The sequence below is a fragment of the Bradyrhizobium sp. CW1 genome (genome assembly GCF_023100665.1).
Lineage (GTDB): Bacteria > Pseudomonadota > Alphaproteobacteria > Rhizobiales > Xanthobacteraceae > Bradyrhizobium > Bradyrhizobium canariense_D.
In genome coordinates this window covers 5,236,693-5,260,998 of the sequence record NZ_CP064684.1, presented here as the reverse complement: position 1 = coordinate 5,260,998, position 24,306 = coordinate 5,236,693, and the positions used below count along the sequence as shown (strand labels likewise).

The following is a 24,306-nucleotide window of genomic DNA, read 5'->3' as shown; positions in this document are numbered from 1 at the left end:
CACATGTCCAATTCCAAAGATGCCGTCCGCAAGGTGCTTGACCAGGTCAAGGCGGACAAGCGCACCAGCCTGACCGCGCCGGAAGGCAAGCTGGTCTGCGACGCCTACGGCATTGCGGTGCCGAAGGAGGGTGTGGCGAAGTCGGCCGGCGAGGCCGGCAAAATGGCCGCCTCGATGGGGTTTCCGGTGGTGATGAAGATCGTCTCGCCGGACATTCTCCACAAGACCGAAGCCGGCGGTGTCATCGTCGGCCTCAAGACGGCCGAAGACGCCGAGAAGGCCTACGAGACGATTCTCTCCAACGCCAGGAAGTACAAGTCCGATGCCAAGATCGAGGGTGTCCAGGTGCAGCAGATGCTGGCCGGCGGCACCGAAGTGATCGTGGGGTCGATCACCGACGCCTCGTTCGGCAAGCTGGTTGCCTTCGGCCTCGGCGGCGTGCTGGTCGAAGTTCTGAAGGACATAACCTTCCGCCTCGCGCCCGCGACCAAGCAAGATGCGCTGTCGATGCTCGACGGCATCCAGGCGCATGAGATTTTGAAGGGCGTTCGCGGTGGCGAGCCGGTGAACCGCACCGCGCTTGCGGATGTCATCGTCAAGGTCTCGCAGCTCGTCACGGATTTCCCCGAGATCGTCGAGCTCGATCTCAACCCGGTGTTCGCGACGGCCAAGGACGCCATCGCGGCCGACGTCCGCATCGTCGTCGACTTCGCTTACGTGCCCAAGCCGAAGCCGCGCCCGACCGAAGAGATCGTCGCGGCCATGAGCCGCATCATGCAGCCGAAGGCGGTTGCAGTGGTCGGCGCTTCAGCCGAAGACGGCAAGATCGGCAATTCCGTGATGAAGAACCTCATCAACGGCGGCTACAAGGGCGACATCTACCCGATTCATCCCAAGGCCGCCGAGATCCTCGGCTACAAGGCGTATAAGAGCGTCAAGGACGTGCCCGGCGTGATCGACACCGCGGTGTTCGCAATTCCCGCGAAGTTCGTGGCCGCGGCGCTCACCGAATGCGGCGAGAAGAAAATTCCCGGCGCGGTTCTGATTCCGTCGGGCTTCGCGGAAGCCGGCGCGCCGGAGCTCCAGGCCGAGATCGTCGAAGTCGGCAAGAAGTACGACATCCGCCTGATGGGACCGAACATCTACGGCTTCTATTATACGCCTGCCAACCTCTGCGCGACCTTCTGCACCGCCTATGATGTCAAGGGCCACGCGGCACTGTCTTCGCAATCGGGCGGCATCGGCATGGCCATCATCGGCTTCTCCCGTTCGGCCAAGATGGGCGTGTCGGCGATCGTCGGCCTCGGCAACAAGTCCGACATCGACGAGGACGATCTGCTCGCCTTCTTCGAGCAGGATCCGAACACGAACCTGATCGCGCAGCACTGCGAAGACCTCAAGGACGGCCGCGCCTTTGCGGAAGCCGCAAAACGCGTCTCCAAGAAAAAACCGGTCATCGTGCTCAAGGCCGGCCGCACCTCCGCCGGTGCCAAGGCGGCCTCGTCGCACACCGGCGCGCTCGCCGGCAACGACAAGATCTACGAGGATGTCCTGGCCCAGTCCGGCGTGATCCGCGCCCGTAGCTTGCGGCAGCTGCTCGAATTCGCGCGCGGCGTGCCGGTGCTGCCGACGCCGAAGGGCGAGAACGTGCTGATCATTACCGGTGCAGGCGGTTCGGGCGTGCTGTTGTCGGACTCCTGCGTCGACAACGGCTTGTCGCTGATGTCGATGCCGCCGGATCTGGATGCGGCCTTCCGCAAGTTCATCCCGCCGTTTGGCGCGGCCGGAAATCCCGTGGACATCACCGGCGGTGAGCCGCCGATCACCTACGTCAACACCGTAAAACTCGGCCTGACGGACGAGCGCATCCACTCGCTGATCCTCGGCTACTGGCACACCATCGTCACGCCGCCGATGGTGTTCGCCCGCAACATGGTCGAGGTGAAGAAGGAGATGGAGGCCAAGGGCTTCGTGAAGCCGATCGTCGCCTCGCTCGCCGGCGACGTCGAGGTTGAGGAAGCCGCCGAATATCTCTACCAGAACGGCATTCCGGCCTATGCCTACTCGACCGAACTGCCGGTCGAGGTCCTCGGTGCCAAGTACAAATGGGCGCGCGGAGCAGGGCTGCTCTGAGCCGACGATGCCGCTTCACCTCTCCCCGCGCGCGGGGAGAGGTGAGAACAGTCAGGTCGCGATGGGCAGGAACGTGATCCGGCGCAAATCGATCGAGCCCCGATCGCCATCGGCGGCCGATCACGACGCGCGCGACGGCGGCGTGCAGTCCGTCGATCGCGCGCTGTCGATCCTCGAGACATTGTCCGAAGACGACGAAGGCTATCGCCTCAGCGATCTCGCCGTCCGCACCGGGCTCTCGGCCTCGACCGTGCATCGCCTGCTGGCGACGCTGGAAAGCCGCCGCTTCGTGCAGTTCGACCGCGCCGAATCCAAATGGCATGTCGGCGTGCGCAGCTTCACGGTGGGCGCGAGCTTTGCGCGGCGGCGCAATTTCAGTGCCCAGGCCATTCCTTACTTGCGCAAGCTGCGTGATCTTACCCGCGAGACCGCCAATCTCGCCGTGGTCGACGACGAGTTCATCATCGTGCTGACCCGGATGGAGAGCCGCGAGATCATGCGCTCGCTGACCCAAGTCGGCGGCCGCGTTCCGATGGTGACCTCCGGCGTCGGCAAGGCGGTGCTCGCGACCTATTCCGACGAGGACGTCGGCGCCGTCATCCGCCATCACGGCATGCCACGCCTGACCGAGAAGTCGATCGTGCGGCCGAGCGACCTGTTCAAGGAGCTCGAAAAGATCCGCAAGCAAGGCTACGCGCTGGATGATGAAGAGGCCTGCATGGGCCTGCGCTGCGTTGCAGCGGTGGTCTACAACGCCTGCGCCGAGCCGCTTGCTGCGATTTCGGTGTCCGGCATGACCAGCCGGCTGACCGATCAGCGGTTACCGGAAATCGGGCAAATCGTCCGTGATGTTGCCGCCGAACTGACGGCAGCGCTCGGCGGGGCAATTCCGACGCCCCGCTAATCGGAAACCGGGGGTATGTCACTGGACAGTGTCGGCCGTTTTGGCTGATATGCGACCAAACGACACGATGCGGCAAACGTCCGCATGAGCCCGGAGACGTCCCATGTTTCAACTTCCCGCGCGCCTCGTCGGCGCAGCCGTCGCGCTGACCCTTGCGGCAGCCACGCCGGCCTTTGCCCAGCAGCTCGAGCTCAAGCTGATGGCACCTGCGGCGCCGGGCGGTGGTTGGGACCAGACCGCGCGCTCGATGCAGCAGGCGCTGGTCGCTGCCGGCGTCGCACGCAGCGTGCAGGTCACCAACGTTCCCGGCGCAGGCGGCAGTGTCGGCATCGCGCAGTTCGTCAACGGCGCCAAGGGCGACGGCAACCAGCTGATGGTCAACGGCTTCGTCATGGTGGGCGCGCTCGCCATGAACAAATCACCCGTCACGCTCGAGCAGGTGACGCCGATCGCGCGCCTCACCGAGGAAATCCAGGTGATCGTGGTGCCGGCCAATTCGCCGATCAAGACCGCGCAGGATCTGGCCGCCGCGGTGAAGGCCGACATCGCCAAGGTGACCTTCGCCGGCGGCTCGGCCGGCGGCGTCGATCACGTGATGGCGGCATTGTTCGCTGGTGCCGTCGGCGCCGACGCGAAGAAGATCAACTACATCCCGTTCTCGGGCGGCGGCGAGTCGCTCGCCGCCATTCTCGGCGCGAAGGTCACTGCCGGCATTTCCGGCCTCAGCGAATATGATGGGCAGATCAAGTCGGGCAAGCTGCGCGCGATCGGCGTGACCTCGGAGAAGCGCATTCCAGGCAGCGACATCCCGACCTTCAAGGAGCAGGGCATCGACCTCGTGATCGCCAACTGGCGCTCGGTGGTCGCGCCTCCCGGAATCACGCCGGAGCAGCGCAAGACGCTCAGCGACGCGGTCGAGAAGATGGTGAAGTCGGACGCCTGGAAAGACATCCTCAAGCAGAAGGGCTGGGAGGATGCCTATCTCGGCGGTGACGCCTTCGCCGATTTCCTGAAGAAAGAAACGGTGCGTGTGACGGACGTGCTGAGATCAGTCGGCCTGGTCAAGTCATGACCACAGGCGATCCCGTCCAGCCACCGCGGCGCATCGATCGCGCCGGCGTCGTCATCGCCGCGCTGCTCGCAGGTCTTGCCGCGGTGCTGGTCTGGGATGCGCACGGCCTGCAATCGACCGCGATGTACGGGATGGGGCCGGAAGCCATGCCGGTCGTGATCGCCTCCGGCCTCGCGCTGCTCGCGATCGGCAATCTCGTTGACGCGCTGCGCGGCAATCTGCCAGAGCGCGAAAGCGCCGATCCCGTGCCTGTGGTCTTCATCCTCGCCGGCCTTGCGCTGCTGATCGGCATCATCGGCTTCGGCGGCGGGTTCATCCTGGCGACGTCGGCGCTGTTCGTCACGACCTCGGCGGCATTTGGGCGCCGGGCTGTCCTCGTCGATTCCGCCATCGCCCTCGTGATGTCGACCCTCATTTACCTCGCGTTCGACCGCCTGTTGACGTTGAGCCTTCCGGCCGGCCCCCTGGAGCGACTGCTGTGATGGAAACTTTCGCGGCGCTGGCCCACGGCATGGCGGTCGCCGTCCAGCCGATGAATCTCCTCTACGCCCTGATCGGCGTGTTCCTTGGCACGGCCGTGGGCGTGCTGCCCGGCATCGGCCCGGCGTTGACGGTCGCGCTGCTGCTGCCGGTGACGTACAAGCTCGATCCCGGCGGTTCGCTGATCATGTTTGCCGGCATCTATTACGGCGGCATGTATGGCGGATCGACTACGGCCATCTTGATCAACACGCCCGGCGAGAGCGCCTCGATGGCGACGGCGCTCGAAGGCAACAAGATGGCCAAGGCCGGCCGCGGCGGACCGGCGCTCGCGACCTCCGCGATCGGCTCCTTCGTCGCGGGCACCATTGCCACCATCGGGCTTGCCTTTCTCGCGCCGTGGTTGGTCGATTTCGCCGTGCGCTTTGGTCCGGAGGATTATTTCGCGCTGATGTGCGTCGCCTTCGTCACGGTGTCGGCGACCTTCGGCGATTCTCCGATCCGCGGCCTGACCAGCCTATTTATTGGTCTGACATTAGGTCTCGTCGGTATAGACAAGCTGACCGGTCAGGCGCGGCTTGCGTTCGGGGTGCCCGAGCTGCTCGACGGCGTCGAGGTGACGACGCTCGCGGTCGGCCTGTTCGCGGTGGGCGAGGCGCTCTACGTCGCATCGCGCCGCCACCACACCGAAGAGAAGCTCGAGCCGGTGCGCGGCTCGCTGTGGATGACCAAGGAAGACTGGAAGCGATCGTGGAAGCCGTGGTTGCGCGGCACCATGTTCGGCTTCCCAATCGGTGCGCTGCCTGCCGGCGGCGCGGAGATCCCGACTTTCCTGTCCTATTCCTGCGAGAAGCGACTGACCAAATACCCCGAAGAATTCGGCAAGGGCGCGATCGAAGGTGTCGCAGGACCGGAGGCCGCCAACAACGCTTCGGCTGCCGGCACGCTGGTGCCGCTCTTGACGCTGGGATTGCCGACCTCGGCGACGGCCGCGATGATGCTGGCGGGCTTCCAGCAATACGGCCTCAACCCGGGGCCGCTGCTGTTCGCCGAGCGGCCCGACCTCGTGTGGGGCCTGATCGCGAGCCTGTTCATCGCCAATTGCATGCTGCTGGTGCTCAATCTGCCGCTGGTTGGCCTGTGGGTGCGGCTGCTGGCGATCCCGCAGCCGTGGCTCTATGCCGGCATCCTCGTGTTCGCGACCATGGGCACCATCGCCGCAAAGCCGTCGGTGGTCGAACTGTCGATGCTGGCCGGCTTCGGCGTGCTCGGCTTTCTGATGCGGCGGTTCGATTTTCCGATCGCGCCCGTCGTGGTCGGCCTGATCCTCGGCCCGATCGCCGAGAGCCAGCTGCGTCGCGCGCTCGCGATCAGTCTCGGCGATCCCATGACGTTGCTCCAGAGCCCGATCTCGGCGACGCTGCTTGCGCTGGCGTTCATCGCGCTGCTGGCACCCTTCGTGCTGAAAGGGATGGGACGCTTCAAGGCGAACGAGGACTAGCCATTCCGCCGCGAGCGTCTTCTAATGTTACGTTCATCTCGTGGGAAAAGTCATGCCGTCAGAGCTCCGTTCGCCCCGTCTCGCTGTCCTGATCGATGCAGACAATGCTTCGGCAAAAATCGCCGATGGGCTGTTCGACGAGATTGCCAAGATCGGCGAGGCCAGCGTTCGCCGCATCTACGGCGACTTCTCCAATGCCAGGTCGAGGGGCTGGGCCGACATCCTGTCCAAACACGCCATCATCCCGCAGCAGCAGTTCGCCTATACGACGGGGAAGAATGCCTCCGACATCACGCTGGTCATCGACGCAATGGACCTGCTTCACAGCGGCCGGTTCGATGGCTTTTGCCTGGTGTCGTCGGACAGCGATTTCACCCGTCTGGCCGCCCGCATCCGGGAGCAGGGCATCGACGTCTTTGGGTTCGGCGAACAGAAGACGCCGGAGAGCTTCCGGCAGGCCTGTCGAAGGTTCGTCTACACGGAGAACTTGCTTGCCGCCCCAGCGAACACCCAGGACGCCGCCTCGAGATCGACGTCGCTTCAGCCGCTCGATGCCGCAACCCCCATCATCAAGAAGGTCATCACCCAGATGGAAAGCGAGGACGGCTGGGTGACGCTCGGGGAAGTTGGCCGCCAGCTCGCCAATCTCGCGTCCGATTTCGATCCGCGAACGTTCGGCTTCCGCAAGCTGAGTGACCTCGTGCGCAAGACGAATGCGTTCGAGATTGACGAGCAGAACGGGAGGTCGATGCGGATTCGGGTCAAGCCCGCTGCCGCACCGGCCCCGCGACGACGGAACTCGCGCAGACCTGCGAGGCCAGCGGCGGCAGGCGCTTCTCCGCCTAAAGCGTAAGCAGAGCCTGCCGTTATATTTGCGCTTGCCCGGTCGGGCGCAGGGCGTAACCATCGCAGGGCCATAACGCCACGCGAGGGTTCTGATGACCAGACTTACCCGCTTCGCCGTCGCACCGCTGCATTCGATGACCCGGCGTCTCGCCGATGTGGCCTCGGCGCGTGTCGCGCCGGATCTCGTCGTCACCGGCGCGCGGGTGCTCTCGACCTATTCGGAGCGCATCCTTGCGAACCGCGAAATCTGGATCACCGGCGGCCGCATTGCTGCGATGAAGCCGGCCGGCGCTGCGAAGAATGTCTTCGGCGACGTGCCGGTTTACGACGCGGCGGGCGGCATCATCGCGCCGGGGCTGGTCGACCCGCACATCCACATCGAATCCTCGATGGTGACGGCCTGCGCCTATGCCGAGGCCGCCCTGCTCAACGGCACCACCACAATCTTCTGCGACAGCCACGAGATCGGCAACGTCATGGACGTCGTCGGCGTCGAGGCGATGCTGGAGGACGCACGCGAGGCTCCGCTCTCGATCTTCCTGACGGTGCCCTCGACGGTTCCTGCGACTTCGGCCGCACTGGAGACTGCGGGCGGCGATCTGACGCCCGACAAGATCGCCGGCCTGTTCGACCGTTGGCCGGAAGCCGTCGGGCTCGGCGAGAAGATGGATTTCGTGCCTGTCACCATGGGCGATGAGCGAAGCCACGCCATCCTCGCTGCCGCCCTGAAGCGCGGCCGGCCGGTGTCCGGCCATATCTATGGCCGCGACTTCGTTGCGGCCTATGCGGCGAGCGGCATCACCGACACCCATGAGGCGATCGACCGCGACATCGCCGACGATCTGCTCGATGCCGGGGTCTGGGTGTTCCTGCGCGGGGGACCGCCGACCACGCCCTGGCACTCGCTGCCGCAGGCGATCCGGACCATCACCGAGCTCGGCGCCTCGCACAAGCGCACGGCCGTGTGCACCGACGATCGCGACGCCGACGATCTCCTGCTGTTCGGTCTCGACTGGGTGGTGCGCGAAGCCGTGAAAGCAGGGATGTCGCCGGAGCAGGCCTGGTCGATGGGCTCGCTGCATGGCGCGACGCGCTTCAACATGGACAGCGATATCGGCGGGCTCGGCGGCGGGCGCCGCGCCGATCTGGTGCTGATGGACGACAATCTGAAGCCGCAATGCACCTGGTATGGCGGCGAACTCGTGGTCGAAAACCGAAAGATCACGCCGAAGCTCGAGCAGGCGCTGTCGCAGCGCTATCAATATCCGCAGGCGGCCTATGCGACGGTGAAGCTGCCCGAGAAGGTCAAGCTGACGCCGGAGCTGCCGGCGAAGGCCTGCACTGTCAACGCGATCAAGACCGCGTTGCCCGGCATCACGCTGATCCATGAGAAGATCGCGATCGAGCCCGCAAAGGACTGGCCCTCACTGTTCGCCCGCTACGGCCTATGCTTCGTCACGGTGGTCGAACGCCACGGCAAGTCGGCCGGCAATGTCGCCTACGGCCTGTTGAAGGACTTTGGACTGAAGCGCGGCGCGGTCGCCTCCAGCGTCGGGCACGACAGCCACAACATCATCGTTGCCGGCACCAACGAGGCCGATATGCAGGTCGCGGTCGCCGCCATCAAGGAGCAACAGGGCGCCGTCTGCCTCGTCGCCGAGGGCAAGGTGAGGGCGCTAGTGCCGCTGCCGATCGCTGGGCTCTTGTCCGACAAGCGCGTCACGGAGGTGGCGGAAGAAGTCAAGGCGCTGAAGAAGGAATGGGCGGAGGCCGGCTGCACCATCCCCTACATGGGTTTCAATCTGATTCCGCTATCGGTCATTCCGGAAATTCGTATCACCGACAAGGGCCTCGTGCTGGTGCCGCAGATGCAGCTGGCGCCGCTGTTCGAGTGATCGCTTTCACGGATATCTCGATCTAACCGATTGAGACCGCCACGTTTTTTCCGCGGCTGCCGCATCGTGGAAAATAAAATCGATCTCGTTGAGTGAAGCCCTCGCGGGCCCGATGATCTCGCTCAAGCCAATGCAACTCAAGCGAGGTCCGATATGGCGAAGATGCGAGCCATCGATGCTGCCGTGCGAATTCTGGAGAAGGAGGGCATCTCGACTGCCTTCGGCGTTCCCGGGGCCGCGATCAATCCGCTTTACTCGGCGCTGAAGAAGCGCGGCTCGATCCGCCATATCCTGGCGCGCCATGTCGAGGGTGCCTCGCACATGGCCGAGGGCTATACGCGGGCCAAGGCCGGCAATATCGGCGTCTGCATCGGCACCTCGGGGCCGGCCGGGACCGACATGATCACCGGGCTCTATTCCGCGATCGCTGATTCCATCCCGATCCTCTGCATCACCGGGCAGGCGCCGCGCGCGCGGCTCTACAAGGAGGATTTCCAGGCCGTCGACATCGAGTCGATCGCAAAGCCCGTGACCAAATGGGCGGTGACGGTGCGCGAGCCGGCGCTGGTGCCCCGCGTGTTCAGCCAGGCGTTTCACGTGATGCGCTCGGGAAGGCCCGGCCCGGTGCTGATCGACATGCCGCTCGACGTGCAGCTCGCCGAGATCGAGTTCGACGACGAGACCTATGAGCCATTGCCGGTCTACAAGCCGACCGCGACCCGCAAGCAGGTCGAGAAGGCGCTGGAGATGCTCAATGCGGCCGAACGGCCGCTGATCGTCGCGGGCGGCGGCGTGATCAATGCCGACGCCTCGGATCTGCTGGTGGAATTCGCCGAGATTGCCAACGTGCCGGTCGTGCCGACGCTGATGGGCTGGGGGGCCATCCCCGACGACCACGTGCTGATGGCCGGCATGGTCGGTCTTCAGACCAGCCACCGTTACGGCAATGCCACCATGCTCGAATCCGATTTCGTGCTCGGCATCGGCAATCGCTGGGCCAACCGCCACACCGGCTCGGTCGAGACCTACACCAAGGGGCGCACCTTCGTGCATGTCGACATCGAGCCGACGCAGATCGGGCGCGTGTTCAATCCCGATCTCGGCATCGTCTCGGACGCGAAGGCCGCTCTCGAACTCTTCGTCACCGTCGCCAGGGAGTGGCGCCGGTCCGGCAGGTTGCGCGAGCGCCAGGCGTGGCCCGCTGCCTGCCGCGACCGGAAGAAGACAATGTTGCGCAAGAGCCATTTCGATAACGTCCCGATCAAGCCCCAGCGCGTCTACGAGGAGATGACCAAGGCGTTTGGCCGTGACACCTGCTACGTCTCCGTGATCGGCCTGTCGCAGATCGCCGGCGCGCAGTTCCTGGGCGTCTACAAGCCGCGCAACTGGATCAATGCCGGGCAGGCGGGCCCGCTCGGCTGGACGCTACCCGCGGCGCTCGGCGTGCGCGCGGCGTGTCCGGATCGTGATATCGTCGCGCTCTCAGGCGACTACGATTTCCAATTCCTGATCGAGGAGCTCGCAGTCGGGGCGCAATTCAATCTGCCCTACATCCACGTCGTCGTGAACAATTCCTATCTCGGCCTGATCCGCCAAGCCCAGCGCGGCTTCGACATGGACTATCACGTCCAGCTCTCGTTCGAGAACATCAACGCGCCCGAGCTCGGCGGCTACGGTGTCGATCACGTCGCTGTCGCCGAAGGGCTCGGCTGCAAGGCGATCCGCGTCACCGACCCGAAGGACTCGCAGGCGGCGTTCGCGACCGCGCGCGAATGGATGGCCAAGCATCGCGTGCCCGTGATGGTCGAGTTCATCCTCGAACGCGTCACCAACATCGCGATGGGCACGGAAATCGACAACATCGTCGAATTCGAGGAGGTGCTGGATCTGCCGCTCGACGAGGTCGCGACCGCGCGGCCCGGCGTGCTGCAGCCGGCGGAATAGGGAGATAGCATCATGCCGAAATTCGCCGCCAACCTCACCATGCTCTTCAACGAAATGCCGTTCGTGGACCGCTTCGCAGCGGCCAAAGCAGCGGGCTTCGGCGGGGTCGAGTACCTCTTCCCCTACGAATTCGACAAGGCGCAGCTGCGCGAGCAACTCGACGGCCATGGGCTGACGCAGGTGCTGCACAATCTGCCGGCCGGCAATTGGGCGGCGGGCGAGCGCGGCATCGCGATCCTGCCTGATCGTATCAGCGAGTTCAGGGACGGCGTGTTTCGCGCCATCGACTATGCCAAGGCGCTCGATTGCGAGCAGCTCAACTGTCTCGTCGGCATCGCGCCTGCGGATGCCGATCCGCGTGAGCTCAACGAAACGCTGGTCGGGAATCTGCGCTTTGCGGCGTCGACGCTGGCGCGGGAAAACATCAAGCTGCTGATCGAGCCGATCAACACGCTCGACATCCCCGGCTTCTTTCTGAACGGCACCGAGCAGGCCGTGCAGCTGATCTCCGAGGTGCGCTCGAACAATCTGTTCGTCCAGTACGACATCTACCACATGCAGATCATGGAGGGCGACCTCGCCCGTACTATGCAGGAATACCTGCCGCAGATCGCGCACATCCAGCTCGCCGACAACCCCGGCCGTCACGAGCCTGGCACCGGCGAGATCAACTATCCCTTCCTGTTCCGCCATCTCGACGCGATCGGTTACCGCGGCTGGGTCGGCTGCGAATACAAGCCGCGCACCACGACGCTGGAAGGCCTGTCCTGGCACGCGGCGCAGACGTTCGAGACCTGAGGAAACGTTGACATGATCGACATCGGCTTTATCGGACTTGGCACCATGGGACGGCCGATGGCCGGCCATCTTCTGACCGCAGGCCATCGCGTTCTCCTGCACGATGTCGGGCCGGTCGCGCCCGGGCTGATCGCGGCCGGCGGCGTTGGCTGCAAGTCAAGCAAGGAGGTCGCGGAGGAGGCGGATGCGGTCATCATCATGGTGCCGGATACGCCGCATGTGGAGGCCGTGCTGTTCGGCAAGGACGGCGTCGCGGGCGGCATTTCCAAGGGGAAGATCGTGGTCGACATGAGCTCAATCTCGCCGCTGGCGACCAAGGAGTTTGCGAAGAAGATCGAGGCGCTCGGCGCGGATTATCTCGACGCACCGGTGTCAGGCGGGGAGGTCGGTGCCAAGGCGGCAAGCCTCACCATCATGGTGGGTGGCCCCGAGCGCGCCTTCAACACCATGAAGCCGATCTTCGACCGGATGGGGAAGAACGTCACCCGGGTCGGCGCCAATGGCGACGGCCAGACGACGAAGGTCGCCAACCAGATCATCGTCGCGTTGACGATCGAGGCGGTCAGCGAAGCGCTGCTGTTCGCGTCGAAAGCCGGTGCGGATCCGGCGCTGGTGCGGCAGGCCCTGATGGGCGGCTTTGCGTCGTCGCGGATTCTCGAAGTGCATGGCGAGCGCATGGTGAAGCGCAATTTCGATCCCGGCTTCCGCATCGAGCTGCATCAGAAGGATCTCAACCTCGCGCTTGAAGGCGCCCGCGCGCTCGGCCTGTCACTGCCAAGCACGGCAGTGGCGCAGCAATTGTTCTCGTCTTGCACCGCACATGGCGGCAAGGGTTGGGATCACTCGGCAATGGTGCGTGCGCTGGAACTGATGGCGCGGCACGAGATCGCCGCAGCCTGAACTGTTACCAGGTAACAGTCTCCACTTGTAGTTCTGCCTAGATCCGGCGGGGAACCGGAACAATGATCCGGCCCCGCGGTTGAAGGCGCACAACAATCACTGGAGACATAAGCACATGAAGACCCGTCTTGCGATTACGTTCGCTGCCGCGTCGCTGCTGGCGTCGAGTGCAGCCTTTGCCCAGTCGACGACCGAACAGGGCGCCAGGGACGGCGCTCGCGCGGGCGGCGACATCGGCGGCCCGGTCGGAGCGATGGTCGGTGGTACCGTCGGTGCGGCGGTCGGCGCTGGTCTGGAAATCCCGAATGCGATCCTCGGCGGAATTCCGCGCGATGATTCCGTCGTGGTCCACGAGCGCGTCGTGGTCGGCGAGCCACTGCCGCCGACCGTGGTGCTGCGGCCCGTGCCGAACTACACCGAATATCGCTATGCGGTCGTGAACGATCGCCGCGTGATCGTGGAGCCGCGCACGCGCCGCGTCGTTAAGATCATCGACTGATCGACCGGAGCGTGAGCTTTGAAGAGACGGGCCCTGCGGAGCGTCACTCCGCGGGGCCTTGACTCGTCAGGGCCGGATTTGCGCGAAACCGCGTCATGGCCCAATCGGCGATGGCCGCCAGCGCGAAACCGATGCAGGTGGTGCCGGCATCGACCAGAAAGTCCTCCAGCCGCGCATGCCGTCCCGGTGCCCAGAATTGCATCAGTTCCAGCAGGCCGATCAGCACCACGGCGATCGCTGTGGCCGACAGGCGGCGGCGCGGATAGGCGAGGCCGAAGGCTAGTCCCACCAGGACGAAGGCAAGGGCATGTTCGCCGTCCTGGCCAAGGTCGGAATGGGGCCGTAGGCCTGGCGGGCCGAGGGTTGCAAAGGCGACGGCGGCGGCAAGCAGCCAGGCAGAGGAGCGAAGCAAAATGGACATCCGCACCGCTTAGCACGGATTGCAGCAGCCTGCCGAGGCGCCAGGATCAGATCGCCGTGTAGTTAATGACGAACCGTTAAAGTGGCTCGCGCACGCCAAGGCCGTGCATGAAGCGTTCCCGGATTTGTACGGGATCGCGTCGGGTGGCGCCGACGCCGGGCTTGTCATCGATGCGGACGGCGATCAGGCTGGGCTCGCCGGCCGACATGGCTTCCTCGACCAGACGCTCGAAATCCGCCTCGTCCGCGGCCCAGGCGCTGTTGGCAAGCCCGGAGCCGGTTGCGATGGCGACGATGTCAGCCACGTTCGCGGCCGGTGTCGGCTGCGCGCCCGTGATCTGGTAGATGCCGTTGTCCATCACGATCATGATGAGGTTCTTCGGCTTCAACGCCGCGATCGTCGAGAGTGCGCCGAGCTGCATCAGCAGCGAGCCGTCGCCTTCGAGCGCAAAGACGCGCCGGTCCGGCTGCGCCAGCGCCACGCCCAGCGCGATCGGGAAGGCGAGCCCCATGCTGCCGAGCATGTAGAAATTTTGCGCACGGTGGCCGGCGGCCCAGAGGTCGAAATTGGTGTTGCCGATGCCGCCGATCACGGCTTCCTCGTGCTCGAGTTTCGCGATCAGGCGCGAGGTGACGTCGAAGCGGTTCATCACTTTGGTGTTGCGCACGTCTGTATTCATTTGGGCCGGACTCACTTGTCGAACACCTTGCCGCCCGTGAGCAGCGGGTTGAGGATCAGCGCGACTGGCGCCTGCGTCGTGACGGCCTGCTTGATCGAACGATCGGCAATGAATTCGAGCTCGTCGAGCCGGGTGATGGTGTGATGCTCCAGCGCCAGCGAATCCAGCACCGGACGCATGGTGCGGCAGACCAGTGACTGGCCGTAGTTGAACTCGCCGAGCGTGCCGCGCTCGGACACGAACATGATAAGCGGAATCTGGTAGGGCACCGCGAGCGAGGCCAGCACGTTGGCGAGCGTCGCAAAGCCTGAGGTCTGCATCAGCACCGCACCGCGCCGTCCGCCCATCCAGGCGCCCGAGACGATGCCGACGGCCTCCTCCTCGCGGGCGGTGGCAAAGGTGGTGAAGAACTGATCGGCGTGCAGGTTCTTGATCAGCGGCGTCAGCACGCGGTCGGGCACGTAAGGGACGAGGCTGATCTCATTCCGCTTTAAGGTTTGCAGGATGATGCCGTGCCAGCTCTTGTCACTGGAGGTCTGCGCCGCCTCGGACGAGGTTTGTTGCTCCGCAATCGGCATTGCGTTCTCCCTTCGGCCGCGCATGCTTCTTGGTCTTTGCCATTGTCTTAGGCGTCGTCTTAGCCCTTGTCTTGGCCGTCGCGGCGGTCTGCCGAACTTGACGCAGGCAGCGGGATTGTCAACATGTCCGGACTGCACCGTGATCTGCGCCAGACGGCCTGCCGCAGCCGGTGCCGCCGTGTCATAAGCGGCAACAACAAGAGAACGGAGGAACGCATGACAGCAGCGCGCGAAGCGCTGGCCCTGCGGATCTCCTGGAGAAAGCCGGAAGGGTCCTGATGTCCGTCAACAGCAAGCGCGTCTTCTACGTCAAATATCTGGCCAATCCGATCTATATCGACATCCTGAAGGCGCGGCCCGACGTCCGGCTCGATCGCATCGAGAACGAGAGCCCCGAGGAATATTTCGCGCCGATCATCGAGGCGGCTCATGTCTACCAGATCGGCGCCGCCCGTGACGAACTGGCCCCGCACTTCCATGTCGATGCTGCCTTCCTGAGGCGCGCGCCGAACCTGCTGCTCGTCTCCAGCAACGGCGCGGGATTCGATCCTGTCGATGTCGAGGCTTGCACCGATGCCGGCGTGCTGGTCGTCAACCAGTCCGGCGGCAACGCCCACTCGGTCGCCGAGCATGCGCTGGCGATGATGTTGACGCTGTCCAAGCGCATCATCCAGTCCGACCGCAAGCTCCGCAGGGAGTCCAACGTCAACCGCAACGAACTCGTCGGCAACGAGATCGAGCACAAGACCGTCGGCATCGTCGGCCTCGGCAATGTCGGTCGCCGCATCGCCGCGCTGTGCAAGGGCCTGTTCGGCATGAAGGTGCTGGCCTACGATCCTTACCTCACGGCCGAGGTGATGGCCGAGCGGGGCGGCGAGAAGGTCGAGCTCGACGAGCTGCTGCGCCGCGCCGATTTCGTCTCCATCTCCTGCCCGCTCGACAAGCGCAGCCGCAACATGATCAGCGTGCGCGAATTTGCGTTGATGCAGCCGCATGCGTACTTTATCACCACGGCGCGCGGCTTCATCCACGATGAGGATGCGCTGCTCCAGGCCTTGCGCGAGAAGCGCATTGCGGGCGCCGGTCTCGACGTCTGGTCCAAGGAGCCGCCGCCGCCGGAGCATCCGCTGCTCCAGCTCGACAACGTGCTGGCGAGCCCGCATACCGCGGGCGTCACGATCGAGGCGCGGCAGAACATGGGCCGCATCGCGGCCGAGCAGGTGCTGGATACGCTCGATGGCAAGCGGCCGCCGCGCATCATCAATCCGGAGGTCTGGCCACGCTATGTGGAGCGATTCAAGCAGGCGTTTGGTGTGACGCCGGCGTAGTTGACAGTCGCTCTGTCCTTCCGGGGTGCGATGCTCCTGCTGCCCAATGTCCCGGTTAGCGCTACGCGCCACGGAACGATCGGCGGGGGGAACCGCGCCCGACTTTGATCCGTGTCAAAATCTCCCTCCCGGATTCCGCCTAAATGGGATAAGAGTGAGCGCCGCCGGGGCAGGCAGGAGGTCCCATGTCAACTTATGTGGTCAGGTTCATGAAGGACGTGCTCGGCCAGTACGGCCGGCAGATCGAGGTGTGCCAGGGCACGCTCGAGATCGACGCTTCCGACGAGGACGAAGCCAGAGAGCGGGCGAAGGCGAGGTTTTGCGAGGATCAGGCGTTGCACCACTGGTCGCTGCATGCCGACCGCATCCAAGTCAGACCGGCTGACTTTCCCTCGTGAGGCCTGGCGGCCGGGCGCCGTGAGGTGACGCCGGCGCCGAGAGGGGACTGCTGCACCGTCTCAGTCGAGCAGCTTGTCCAGTGTGATCGGAAATCGACGGATGCGTTTGCCGGTGGCGTGATAGACGGCGTTCGCGATCGCGGCGGGAACGCCGACGATGCCGATCTCTCCCAGCCCCTTGATGCCGAGCGCGTTGATGTGCGCGTCCGGCTCGTCGACGAAGATCACGTCGATGTCGTGAACATCGGCATTCACGGGAATGTGGTACTCGGCGATGTTCGCGTTCATGATCCGCCCGAAGCGGTGATCCATCACCGTCTCCTCGTGCAGGGCCATCCCAATCCCCCAGACCACGCCGCCCATGATCTGGCTGCGGCCTGTCTTGGTGTTGAGAATCCGCCCGGCCGCGACGGCGCTCACGACCCGCGTCACGCGAATGACGTTTAGCTCTTCGTCCACCTTGACCTCGGCGAAGACGGCCGAGTGGGTGTTACGCGCGTGCTTCTTGTCCTCGCCGAATTGATTGAGCTTTTCCTTCTCGATGCGTTCGACGCCGCCGTGACGCATCGCGTCGGCGATCGAGACCGCGCGGCTGTTGTTGCTGGAGCTGGCAATGCTGCCGTCGGTCAGCACCGTATCGGCTAGCTCGGCGCCGGCGAGCGGCGAGCCTGGCATCTTCCCGGCCAGGCGTAACAGTTCCTTGCGCACTTCCTCGGCGGCTGCGAGCACCGCATGCGCGCTCGAAGCGGCCATCCAGGAGCCGCCCTCCACAGGCGCCTGCGGCAGACTGGAATCTGCGAGCCGGACGCTGATGTTCTCAATCGGCAGGCCGAGCGCATCGGCTGCGACCTGAGCCACAATGGTGTAGGTGCCGGTGCCGATGTCGGATGCGGCGCAGGACACCTCGGCATGTCCGTTCGACGTCAGCACGATACGGACGGCGACCGGCATCTGCAGTGCTTCCCACACACCCGTCGCCATGCCCCAGCCGATCAGATCCTTGCCGTCGCGCATCGAGCGCGGCGCAGGATCGCGTCTGCTCCAGCCGAAGGCGTCCGCGCCGCGCGCGTAGCATTCGCGCAACTGCTTGCTGGTGTAGGGCAGGTTTTCGCTCTGGTCGCGATCCGAGTAGCACTTCAGCCGCAATTCGATCGGGTCGAGCTTGAGTGCGACGGCGAGCTCGTCCATCGCGCATTCCAGCGCGCAGACGCCCGACGCAGCGCCCGGTGCGCGCATGTCGCAGGGGGTGGAGACGTCAAGGTGCACCAGCTTGTGGGAGAAGCGGCTGTTCGGGCTCTTGTAGAGCTGTTCGGCCCAGCCGGTATCGTTGCGGGCAAAATCCTCATAGCGCGAGGTGACGGCAATCGCCTCGTGCGTGACCGCGTCGAGGGCGCCATCGGATCTTGCGCCGAGCCCGACGCGCTCGATGGTCATCGGCCGGTAGCCGAGCCCGTACATCTGCTGCCGCGTCAGTACGACGCGAACGGACCGCTTCAGCGCGAGCGCGCCGAGTGTTGCCAACACCACCTGATATTGCGGCCGCAAGCCGGAGCCGAAGGCGCCGCCGACGTACGGCGAGACCACGCGAATGTCGTCCGGCTTCTTGTCGAACACGCTGCAGAGAAATTTGTGGACGTTCTGGACGCCTTGGGTCTTGTCGTAGATCGTGAGCTTGCCATTGCTGTCCCAGACCGCCGTGGTCGCATAGAGCTCCATCGGGTTGTGATGCTCGGTCGGTATCACGTAGTCCGCCTCGTGGCGCACATCAGCTCCCGCAAGGGCGGCTGCGGCGTCGCCCCGCGGTTTATGCGGCTCGTTCTTCTCGGCGGCGTTGCTGCGTTCGCCTTCGAGGTCGGTTGCAAAACCATGCTGCTCATATTCGACCCGCACGAGCGTCGCGGCGAATTTCGCGGTTTCCCAGTCCTCTGCGACGACAAGTGCGATCGGCTGGCCATTGAACTTGATCTTGTCATCATAAAGCGGACGGAAAGGCGAGCCTTCCTCGGGCGCCACCTCGTCCTTCCACGCCTCGTCCTTGTCGGCCAGCGGCGGACGGTTCGCATGCGTGAGCACGTTGAGTACGCCCTCGACCTTCAACGCCTCGCTCGCGTCGAGGCGGGCAATGCGCCCGCATGGAATGATGGCCTCGACCACGAAGCCATGGAGGAGCTTGTCGGCTGGAAATTCGCCGGCGTATTTGGCGGCGCCGGTGACCTTGGCCCGGCCGTCGACACGCGACGTTGGCGTTCCGACATAAGCGTTCATGGGGTCCTCACGCGATCTTCTTGTGCGCCTGAGATTGCGGCGTGGCGTTCGCCGCCTGTGTCAGCGTCCGCACGATGGCGCGGCGTGCGAGCTCGACCTTGAAGCCGTTATGTGAGCGGGCTGTTGCTCCCTGGAGCAAGAGATCCGCGGCGTGCGAGAAGTGATCGGGCGTTGCGGCCTGGCCGCGCAACGTAGCTTCGGCCTCGAGGCTGCGCCAAGGCTTGTGAGCCACGCCGCCGACCGCCACGCGTGCCCCGCTGATCGCGTTGCCCTCCAATTCGAGCGCGGCGGCAACCGAGACCAAAGCAAAAGCATAAGACATCCGGTCGCGAATTTTTAGATAGCTGTAGTTTTGAGCAAAGCCGCGCGGCGGAAGCTCAATCCCGGTGATGATCTCGCCGGTGCCGAGATTGGTATCGACATGAGGCTTGTCGCCGGGCAGCCGATGGAGATCGGTCAGCGCGATGGTGCGTTCGCCGGAGGGACCCGCGATGTGCACGAGCGCATCGAGCGCGGCGAGCGCCACGCTCATGTCGGATGGATTGGTCGCGATGCAGGCGGCGCTCGTGCCCAGGATCCCATGGTTGCGGTTCAGCCCGTCCATTGCCGAGCAGCCGCTGCCGGGATGTCGCTTGTTGCACGGCGTGGCCGTGTCATAGAAATAAGCGCAGCGCGTTCGTTGCATCAGATTGCCGCCGACCGATGCCATGTTGCGCAGTTGCGCCGAGGCGCCGGCCAGGATGGCGCTGGCGAGCAGGGGATAGCGCTGCTCGATCAATGGATGATAGGCGAGGTCCGAGTTCGGCACCAAGGCGCCGATGCGCAAGGACCCGTCGGGCGTCTCTTCGACCTTGCGGAGCGGCAGGCGGGAAATGTCGATCAGCCGGGAGGGGCGCTCGACATTCTCTTTCATCAGGTCGATCAGATTGGTGCCGCCGGCAATCAGTTTGGCGCCGGGACCGGCGGCGAGCAAGCGGATGGCGTCGGCGACATCAGTGGCTCGAGCGTACTGGAAGTTGTTCATGGCTGGCCCATTGCCTGCTGGATGGCGGCGACGATGTTTGGATAGGCGCCGCAGCGGCAAAGGTTTCCGCTCATCAGCTCCCGGATCTCGTCGGTATCTTTGGCACGGCCTTCGGCGAGCAGTCCGGCCGCCGAGCATATCTGTCCCGGCGTGCAATAGCCGCACTGGAAGGCGTCATGGTCGATGAACGCCTGTTGCAGGGGATGCAGCGCGCCATCCTTGGCAAGACCTTCGACAGTCGTGATCTCCGCGCCGTCCTTCATGACGGCGAGCGTGAGACAGGAATTGACGCGCCGGCCGTCCACCAGCACCGTGCAGGCGCCGCACTGACCATGGTCGCAGCCCTTCTTGGTGCCGCTCAGTGCAAGATGGTCCCGCAAGGCATCGAGCAATGTGGTCCATGGCACGAGATCGAGCGTGTGACTGACGCCGTTGACGACAAGATGGATCGGAATGCGTTCGGAAATCTGATGCGTGACATCGCCCATGTCCTGCTCCCTGCGACGGCGACCGTGCCGGACGTCAGCCGTGTTGACGCGGGGGCACGCCTCCGCCGGCCAATAGCGCCCAACGGACCACCGACCGGTTGGTTCCTTGCCAGCAGTTCGCCTTTCCGAGAGGTTGCGGTCAGCGCTTTGCTTCGCCGAACACCACATTCGGCACGGCGCGGTCGACAACTTCGCGCAGCGCGAAGCTCGATTGTACCCTCGCGACGCGCGGCAGGCGCGACAGCTCCATGCGGTGGATGCGCTCGAAATCCTGGATATCGCGGGCGAGCACGATCAGGATGTAGTCGTCGGTCCCCGACATCAGGAAGCAGCGCACGACGGACGGGCATTTCACCACCTCCGCCTCGAACGCCTTCAGCGCCTCATCGCTCTGGCTTTCCAGCGCGATACGGACCAGCACCGTGGTGGTGAGGCCGAACTGCGCGAGGTCGAGCGTGGCCTGATAGCCCTGGATATAGCCGTCGTCTTGCAGCGCCTTCTGCCGCCGCGCGAGCGCGGTGCTTGATAGCCCGACCTTGTGCGCGAGCTCGGTGTGACTGGCCCGCGCGTTGGTCGTGAGCTCCGCGAGGATGGCGAGATCTTTCCTGTCGAGGGCCAAGGTTTCGTTTCCAGCGTGAAAGGGCGTTTGCGCGCCGGAAACCGGCGCAGGGAGGCCAAAGCTAGCGGATATTTGCACGAAACCAAACAGGGCACGTCGCTACGATCATGAGGTGAATCACAAGGAGGCCCGGGATGCGCGTCGGTGTGCCCAAGGAAATCAAAGTGCAGGAATATCGCGTCGGGCTCACCCCGGGTGCGGTCCGCGAATATGTCGCCGCGGGGCACGAGGTGACGGTCGAGACCGGTGCGGGCGGCGGCATCGGCGCCTCCGACGAAGACTACCGGCGGGCAGGGGCCACCATTGCCGAGAGCGCGCGCGACATCTTCGCGAAGTCCGACATGATCGTGAAGGTGAAGGAGCCGCAGACAAGCGAGTGGCCCCAGCTCCGCGAAGGCCAGATCCTGTTTACTTACCTTCATCTTGCGCCGGATCCCGAACAGGCCAGGGGTTTGCTCGCCTCCGGCTGTACTGCGATCGCCTATGAAACCGTCACCGACGCGGCCGGTCACCTCCCCCTGCTTGCGCCGATGAGCGAAGTCGCCGGCCGCCTCGCTATCGAGGCCGCCGGCGCCGCGCTCAAGCGCTCCGCTGGCGGTCGCGGGCTGCTGCTGGGCGGTGTCCCTGGCGTGCAGCCGGCGCGGGTCGTCGTGCTCGGCGGCGGCGTGGTGGGAACGCAAGCCGCGCGCATGGCCGCGGGCCTTGGCGCCGAAGTCACCGTGATCGACCGCTCCATTCCAAGGTTGCGGGAGCTTGATGATCTCTTTGTCGGACGCGTGCGCACCCGCTTCTCCACCATCGAGTCGGTCGAGGAGGAGGTGTTCGCCGCCGACGTCGTGATCGGCGCGGTACTGGTGCCGGGCGCGAGTGCGCCCAAGCTCGTCACGCGTGCGATGCTGACATCGATGCGCCCAGGCGCCGTGCTGGTCGACGTCGCGATCGATCAGGGCGGCTGCTTCGAGACCTCGCACCCGACCACGCATGCCGATCCGACCTATCTTGTCGACGGCATCGTGCATTATTGCGTGGCCAATATGCCCGGCGCGGTGCCGGTGACGTCGAGCCAGGCGCTGAACAACGCGACGCTGCCGTTCGGCTTGATGCTCGCGAACAAGGGTTTTGCTGCGATCTTGGAAAATCCACACCTGCGCAACGGGCTGAATGTGCATCGCGGCCGTATCACCAACAAGGCGGTGGCGGAGAGCCTCGGGCTGGAGTTTGCTCCGGTGGAGAGCGGGCTAGCGGCGTAGCGTTGCTGCTCATGCCGGCTTGCGATGGCGGCTGCCGAGAGCTGCCTCGATCGTCCCGGGCTTCTCGATGCGTTCGATCAACATGTCGATGCGGTCGCCGCCCCAAAACAGCTCGCCGTTGAACACCATGGTCGGCACGCCGAACACGCCGAGCACTTCGGCCTCGTCGATGATGCGGTCATGCTCGGCGCGTGCGGGGCCATGGACGTAGGCTTCGAACTCGCTGGCCGAGCCACCGCAGGACGTGATGACGTCCGTGATTGCGGCGAGATCGTCGATCTCGAGCTCATGCCTCCAGAACCGACGAAACACCGTGTCGTGATACGGACGGAAGAAGCGGTGCTGTTGGGCGAACAGCATGCCGACGCTGGAATAGAACGCGTCGTAGATCCGCCTAGGCCCTTTCATGACGAGCCCTTGCGCATTGGCATAGCGCCGGGCGTCCATATAGGCGTAGCGCACCTTGCGCCAGAAATGCGGCGTGCGCTCTTCCACGGTCCCCATGAATTCGGCAACGCGCAGCGTATAGGGCAGCCATTCGAGCTCGACGCCGTGCGTCTCCTGCAGTTCGAATAGGCGCTTGTTGGCCACGAACGCGTAGGAGCTCTTGTAGTCGGTGTAGACGCGCACGCGGGGGTTTGGCATTGGCAGATTCCTTTCATACGCGCGGCGCTACCTGCTCGCCGTGGCGCCGGTGCTCAAATAGGCCGGAAGAAGAAAACTATTGCCCCGGGTCCGTCCGGCGGAAGGAGTTTCCTCTTCGGGAGGCAAAAAAGCCAATCGCTTCCATTGCTGTTTGGGGCCGAAACGACGACATTTCCGTGAGAAATTGATGGATTGACTGCCATGGAACGCACCAGGTTTGAACCTTTCGGCGAGCAATTGGTGTCCGCAACGGACACCCAGCCGCGCTCGCGCGGGTCAAAGCTGCTGCTGCGGGTCGGCACCGGGCTGTTCTGGTCGCTGGTCGCCGGTATCGTGCTGGCGCGCGCGGCCTTCTTCGAGCCCGGCGTCTATGACGGCTTCAGCCGCGTCGCCTCGCTGGCCAAGAGCCTGATCTTCTAAGGCGCGCCTGATCTTCCAACGGGCGCCTGATCTTCCGAGCCAGATTATTCCGGATTGAGGATAGAACTTCCCTCGGCCCTGATATGTCGAAAACTTATTCCCCAATCGGATGGCGCTGCGTATAAATCCTTCTCCTTGGGGAGAGATTTGTGTCGCAGAATCAAGCATCCAGCCCGGCCGACGCCAAGCGGACCACGGCCATCAGCCGCATCGTCGCGCTGATTCCCGGGATCCTCCTCTGCATCGCCGTGGCCGGCGTTTCGGCCCTGCTCGAACGGGCGGAATTGGGCATCTTCCAACATCCCTATGTCGAGGCGCTGGTGATGGCGATCTTGCTCGGCATGGCTGTGCGCAGCTTTTGGAAGCCCGCGCCGCGCTGGCAGTCCGGCATCGCCTTCAGCGCCAAGCAGCTGCTCGAAGTCGCCGTCATGCTGCTGGGGGCCTCGATCAGCTTCGCTGCTATCGCGGCGTCCGGCGTCGCGCTGTTGGCCTCGATCGCGGCCGTCGTTGTGGTCGCGCTCTGCGTTTCCTTCGGCATCAGCCGGCTGCTTGGTCTCTCGACGCGGCTCTCGATCCTGATCGCCTGCGGAAACTCGATCTGCGGCAATTCGGCGATTGCAGCGGTGGCGCCGATCATCGGCGCCAACAATGACGAGATCGCATCCTCCATCTCCTTCACCGCGATCCTCGGCGTGATGATGGTGCTCGGGCTGCCGCTGCTGATTCCGCTGCTGCAGCTATCGGCTACGCAATACGGCATCCTTGCAGGCCTCACTGTCTATGCCGTGCCGCAGGTGCTGGCTGCGACGGTGCCGGCGGGACTCGTCTCGACGCAGATCGGCACGCTCGTCAAGCTGATGCGCGTGCTGATGCTCGGGCCGGTGGTCGTCGGCCTCTCGCTGACGGCGTCGCGCTGGCACAGCGATGCCAAGAAGGCCAATGTCGGCTTCTTCCGCCTGGTCCCGTGGTTCATCCTCGGCTTCCTTGCGCTGGCGACCTTGCGCTCGCTCGAGATCGTGCCGTCCACGGTGATTGCCCCGATCACGCGGATCACGGGTTTTCTCACGGTGGTATCGATGGCCGCGCTTGGCCTCGGCGTCGATGTGAAGGTGCTTGCCAATGTCGGGGGACGGGTGACGGCGGCCGTGACCTTGTCGCTACTGCTGCTGCTCGGCATTAGCATCGCGCTGGTGCACTGGTTCAAGTAAGGCAAGCTGCT

The 24,306-nt window shown here is 64.6% G+C and carries 24 protein-coding genes; 16 read left to right on the top strand and 8 right to left on the bottom strand.

Annotated features, from left to right (window positions below):
• Positions 1 to 3: 3 nt before the first annotated feature.
• From IVB54_RS25810 to IVB54_RS25760, 11 genes are all read left to right on the top strand, one after another.
• On the top strand, positions 4 to 2,133 hold the full coding sequence (locus tag IVB54_RS25810; protein ID WP_018458584.1) for an acetate--CoA ligase family protein: 2,130 nt from the start codon (positions 4 to 6) through the stop codon (positions 2,131 to 2,133).
• 61 nt (positions 2,134 to 2,194) lie between these two features.
• The gene (locus IVB54_RS25805; RefSeq protein ID WP_018458585.1) at positions 2,195 to 3,037 is read left to right on the top strand and encodes an IclR family transcriptional regulator; all 843 of its coding nucleotides are present in this window, start codon (positions 2,195 to 2,197) and stop codon (positions 3,035 to 3,037) included.
• A 103-nt stretch (positions 3,038 to 3,140) separates the two neighbouring features.
• A complete protein-coding gene (locus tag IVB54_RS25800) occupies positions 3,141 to 4,109 on the top strand; it encodes a tripartite tricarboxylate transporter substrate binding protein (protein WP_018458586.1) in 969 nt (322 codons plus the stop codon).
• Entirely contained in the window at positions 4,106 to 4,591 is a 486-nt protein-coding gene (locus tag IVB54_RS25795; protein ID WP_018458587.1) for a tripartite tricarboxylate transporter TctB family protein, read from the top strand. Before IVB54_RS25800 ends, IVB54_RS25795 begins: the two co-directional genes overlap by 4 nt.
• Positions 4,591 to 6,090 (top strand): tripartite tricarboxylate transporter permease, encoded by a 1,500-nt coding sequence (locus IVB54_RS25790; protein ID WP_018458588.1) that lies wholly within the window; start codon positions 4,591 to 4,593, stop codon positions 6,088 to 6,090. Before IVB54_RS25795 ends, IVB54_RS25790 begins: the two co-directional genes overlap by 1 nt.
• 52 nt (positions 6,091 to 6,142) lie before the next feature.
• On the top strand, positions 6,143 to 6,943 hold the full coding sequence (locus IVB54_RS25785; RefSeq protein ID WP_018458589.1) for an NYN domain-containing protein: 801 nt from the start codon (positions 6,143 to 6,145) through the stop codon (positions 6,941 to 6,943).
• Positions 6,944 to 7,028: 85 nt separating this feature from the next.
• Positions 7,029 to 8,831, top strand: a complete 1,803-nt coding sequence (locus IVB54_RS25780; protein ID WP_018458590.1) for an adenine deaminase C-terminal domain-containing protein — start codon at positions 7,029 to 7,031, stop codon at positions 8,829 to 8,831.
• Between the two features lie 153 nt (positions 8,832 to 8,984).
• Positions 8,985 to 10,775 carry a glyoxylate carboligase gene (gene gcl, locus IVB54_RS25775; RefSeq protein ID WP_018458591.1) on the top strand — a complete coding sequence of 597 codons (1,791 nt, stop codon included), beginning with the start codon at positions 8,985 to 8,987 and terminating at the stop codon, positions 10,773 to 10,775.
• Positions 10,776 to 10,787: 12 nt separating this feature from the next.
• A complete protein-coding gene (gene hyi, locus IVB54_RS25770) occupies positions 10,788 to 11,573 on the top strand; it encodes a hydroxypyruvate isomerase (RefSeq protein WP_018458592.1) in 786 nt (261 codons plus the stop codon).
• A gap of 12 nt (positions 11,574 to 11,585) precedes the next feature.
• Entirely contained in the window at positions 11,586 to 12,473 is an 888-nt protein-coding gene (locus IVB54_RS25765; RefSeq protein WP_018458593.1) for a 2-hydroxy-3-oxopropionate reductase, read from the top strand.
• 115 nt (positions 12,474 to 12,588) lie between these two features.
• On the top strand, positions 12,589 to 12,972 hold the full coding sequence (locus tag IVB54_RS25760) for a DUF1236 domain-containing protein (RefSeq protein ID WP_018458594.1): 384 nt from the start codon (positions 12,589 to 12,591) through the stop codon (positions 12,970 to 12,972).
• 43 nt (positions 12,973 to 13,015) lie between these two features.
• Here the strand turns inward: IVB54_RS25760 and IVB54_RS25755 are convergent, their stop codons facing one another.
• The 3 genes from IVB54_RS25755 to IVB54_RS25745 all read right to left on the bottom strand — a co-directional run bounded on the left by IVB54_RS25755 (position 13,016) and on the right by IVB54_RS25745 (position 14,650).
• Complete coding sequence (locus tag IVB54_RS25755; protein ID WP_018458595.1) at positions 13,016 to 13,393, bottom strand: antibiotic resistance protein VanZ; 378 nt, start codon at positions 13,391 to 13,393, stop codon at positions 13,016 to 13,018.
• Positions 13,394 to 13,469: 76 nt separating this feature from the next.
• On the bottom strand, positions 13,470 to 14,072 hold the full coding sequence (locus IVB54_RS25750) for a thiamine pyrophosphate-dependent enzyme (protein WP_018458596.1): 603 nt from the start codon (positions 14,070 to 14,072) through the stop codon (positions 13,470 to 13,472).
• A gap of 11 nt (positions 14,073 to 14,083) precedes the next feature.
• A complete protein-coding gene (locus IVB54_RS25745; RefSeq protein ID WP_026233617.1) occupies positions 14,084 to 14,650 on the bottom strand; it encodes a thiamine pyrophosphate-binding protein in 567 nt (188 codons plus the stop codon).
• 278 nt (positions 14,651 to 14,928) lie between these two features.
• Here IVB54_RS25745 and IVB54_RS25740 point away from each other — a divergent pair, with 278 nt between their 5' ends.
• Complete coding sequence (locus IVB54_RS25740) at positions 14,929 to 15,978, top strand: hydroxyacid dehydrogenase (protein ID WP_018458598.1); 1,050 nt, start codon at positions 14,929 to 14,931, stop codon at positions 15,976 to 15,978.
• Between the two features lie 185 nt (positions 15,979 to 16,163).
• Positions 16,164 to 16,376 carry a hypothetical protein gene (locus IVB54_RS25735; protein ID WP_007608382.1) on the top strand — a complete coding sequence of 71 codons (213 nt, stop codon included), beginning with the start codon at positions 16,164 to 16,166 and terminating at the stop codon, positions 16,374 to 16,376.
• 60 nt (positions 16,377 to 16,436) lie between these two features.
• Here IVB54_RS25735 and IVB54_RS25730 read toward each other — a convergent pair whose 3' ends face one another.
• The 4 genes from IVB54_RS25730 to IVB54_RS25715 all read right to left on the bottom strand — a co-directional run bounded on the left by IVB54_RS25730 (position 16,437) and on the right by IVB54_RS25715 (position 20,772).
• Positions 16,437 to 18,641 carry a xanthine dehydrogenase family protein molybdopterin-binding subunit gene (locus tag IVB54_RS25730; RefSeq protein WP_018458600.1) on the bottom strand — a complete coding sequence of 735 codons (2,205 nt, stop codon included), beginning with the start codon at positions 18,639 to 18,641 and terminating at the stop codon, positions 16,437 to 16,439.
• 7 nt (positions 18,642 to 18,648) lie between these two features.
• Entirely contained in the window at positions 18,649 to 19,665 is a 1,017-nt protein-coding gene (locus IVB54_RS25725) for a xanthine dehydrogenase family protein subunit M (protein ID WP_018458601.1), read from the bottom strand.
• On the bottom strand, positions 19,662 to 20,153 hold the full coding sequence (locus tag IVB54_RS25720; RefSeq protein ID WP_018458602.1) for a (2Fe-2S)-binding protein: 492 nt from the start codon (positions 20,151 to 20,153) through the stop codon (positions 19,662 to 19,664). Before IVB54_RS25720 ends, IVB54_RS25725 begins: the two co-directional genes overlap by 4 nt.
• A gap of 139 nt (positions 20,154 to 20,292) precedes the next feature.
• Positions 20,293 to 20,772, bottom strand: coding sequence for an Lrp/AsnC family transcriptional regulator (locus tag IVB54_RS25715; RefSeq protein WP_018458603.1), 480 nt, complete (start codon positions 20,770 to 20,772; stop codon positions 20,293 to 20,295).
• A gap of 134 nt (positions 20,773 to 20,906) precedes the next feature.
• Here IVB54_RS25715 and ald point away from each other — a divergent pair, with 134 nt between their 5' ends.
• Positions 20,907 to 22,022 carry an alanine dehydrogenase gene (gene ald / locus IVB54_RS25710; RefSeq protein ID WP_018458604.1) on the top strand — a complete coding sequence of 372 codons (1,116 nt, stop codon included), beginning with the start codon at positions 20,907 to 20,909 and terminating at the stop codon, positions 22,020 to 22,022.
• A gap of 9 nt (positions 22,023 to 22,031) precedes the next feature.
• On the opposite strand, the gene IVB54_RS25705 is transcribed toward ald, so the two are convergent.
• Positions 22,032 to 22,667, bottom strand: a complete 636-nt coding sequence (locus IVB54_RS25705; protein WP_018458605.1) for a DsbA family protein — start codon at positions 22,665 to 22,667, stop codon at positions 22,032 to 22,034.
• Between the two features lie 201 nt (positions 22,668 to 22,868).
• Here IVB54_RS25705 and IVB54_RS25700 point away from each other — a divergent pair, with 201 nt between their 5' ends.
• Complete coding sequence (locus IVB54_RS25700) at positions 22,869 to 23,087, top strand: hypothetical protein (protein WP_007593267.1); 219 nt, start codon at positions 22,869 to 22,871, stop codon at positions 23,085 to 23,087.
• 149 nt (positions 23,088 to 23,236) lie between these two features.
• Positions 23,237 to 24,295 carry a putative sulfate exporter family transporter gene (locus IVB54_RS25695; RefSeq protein ID WP_247776495.1) on the top strand — a complete coding sequence of 353 codons (1,059 nt, stop codon included), beginning with the start codon at positions 23,237 to 23,239 and terminating at the stop codon, positions 24,293 to 24,295.
• Positions 24,296 to 24,306: the final 11 nt, after the last annotated feature.

Excerpts from the sequence above, each read along its gene's own strand:
- ald (WP_018458604.1), top strand. The coding sequence starts at position 20,907 with ATGCGCGTCGGTGTGCCCAAGGAAATCAAAGTGCAGGAATATCGCGTC.
- IVB54_RS25745 (WP_026233617.1), bottom strand. The coding sequence starts at position 14,650 with ATGCCGATTGCGGAGCAACAAACCTCGTCCGAGGCGGCGCAGACCTCC.
- gcl (WP_018458591.1), top strand. The coding sequence starts at position 8,985 with ATGGCGAAGATGCGAGCCATCGATGCTGCCGTGCGAATTCTGGAGAAG.
- IVB54_RS25720 (WP_018458602.1), bottom strand. The coding sequence starts at position 20,153 with ATGGGCGATGTCACGCATCAGATTTCCGAACGCATTCCGATCCATCTT.
- IVB54_RS25785 (WP_018458589.1), top strand. The coding sequence starts at position 6,143 with ATGCCGTCAGAGCTCCGTTCGCCCCGTCTCGCTGTCCTGATCGATGCA.
- IVB54_RS25790 (WP_018458588.1), top strand. The coding sequence starts at position 4,591 with ATGGAAACTTTCGCGGCGCTGGCCCACGGCATGGCGGTCGCCGTCCAG.
- IVB54_RS25725 (WP_018458601.1), bottom strand. The coding sequence starts at position 19,665 with ATGAACAACTTCCAGTACGCTCGAGCCACTGATGTCGCCGACGCCATC.
- IVB54_RS25705 (WP_018458605.1), bottom strand. The coding sequence starts at position 22,667 with ATGCCAAACCCCCGCGTGCGCGTCTACACCGACTACAAGAGCTCCTAC.
- IVB54_RS25800 (WP_018458586.1), top strand. The coding sequence starts at position 3,141 with ATGTTTCAACTTCCCGCGCGCCTCGTCGGCGCAGCCGTCGCGCTGACC.
- hyi (WP_018458592.1), top strand. The coding sequence starts at position 10,788 with ATGCCGAAATTCGCCGCCAACCTCACCATGCTCTTCAACGAAATGCCG.
- IVB54_RS25795 (WP_018458587.1), top strand. The coding sequence starts at position 4,106 with ATGACCACAGGCGATCCCGTCCAGCCACCGCGGCGCATCGATCGCGCC.
- IVB54_RS25755 (WP_018458595.1), bottom strand. The coding sequence starts at position 13,393 with ATGTCCATTTTGCTTCGCTCCTCTGCCTGGCTGCTTGCCGCCGCCGTC.
- IVB54_RS25765 (WP_018458593.1), top strand. The coding sequence starts at position 11,586 with ATGATCGACATCGGCTTTATCGGACTTGGCACCATGGGACGGCCGATG.
- IVB54_RS25805 (WP_018458585.1), top strand. The coding sequence starts at position 2,195 with ATGGGCAGGAACGTGATCCGGCGCAAATCGATCGAGCCCCGATCGCCA.
- IVB54_RS25760 (WP_018458594.1), top strand. The coding sequence starts at position 12,589 with ATGAAGACCCGTCTTGCGATTACGTTCGCTGCCGCGTCGCTGCTGGCG.
- IVB54_RS25750 (WP_018458596.1), bottom strand. The coding sequence starts at position 14,072 with ATGAATACAGACGTGCGCAACACCAAAGTGATGAACCGCTTCGACGTC.
- IVB54_RS25810 (WP_018458584.1), top strand. The coding sequence starts at position 4 with ATGTCCAATTCCAAAGATGCCGTCCGCAAGGTGCTTGACCAGGTCAAG.
- IVB54_RS25700 (WP_007593267.1), top strand. The coding sequence starts at position 22,869 with ATGGAACGCACCAGGTTTGAACCTTTCGGCGAGCAATTGGTGTCCGCA.
- IVB54_RS25740 (WP_018458598.1), top strand. The coding sequence starts at position 14,929 with ATGTCCGTCAACAGCAAGCGCGTCTTCTACGTCAAATATCTGGCCAAT.
- IVB54_RS25780 (WP_018458590.1), top strand. The coding sequence starts at position 7,029 with ATGACCAGACTTACCCGCTTCGCCGTCGCACCGCTGCATTCGATGACC.
- IVB54_RS25735 (WP_007608382.1), top strand. The coding sequence starts at position 16,164 with ATGTCAACTTATGTGGTCAGGTTCATGAAGGACGTGCTCGGCCAGTAC.
- IVB54_RS25730 (WP_018458600.1), bottom strand. The coding sequence starts at position 18,641 with ATGAACGCTTATGTCGGAACGCCAACGTCGCGTGTCGACGGCCGGGCC.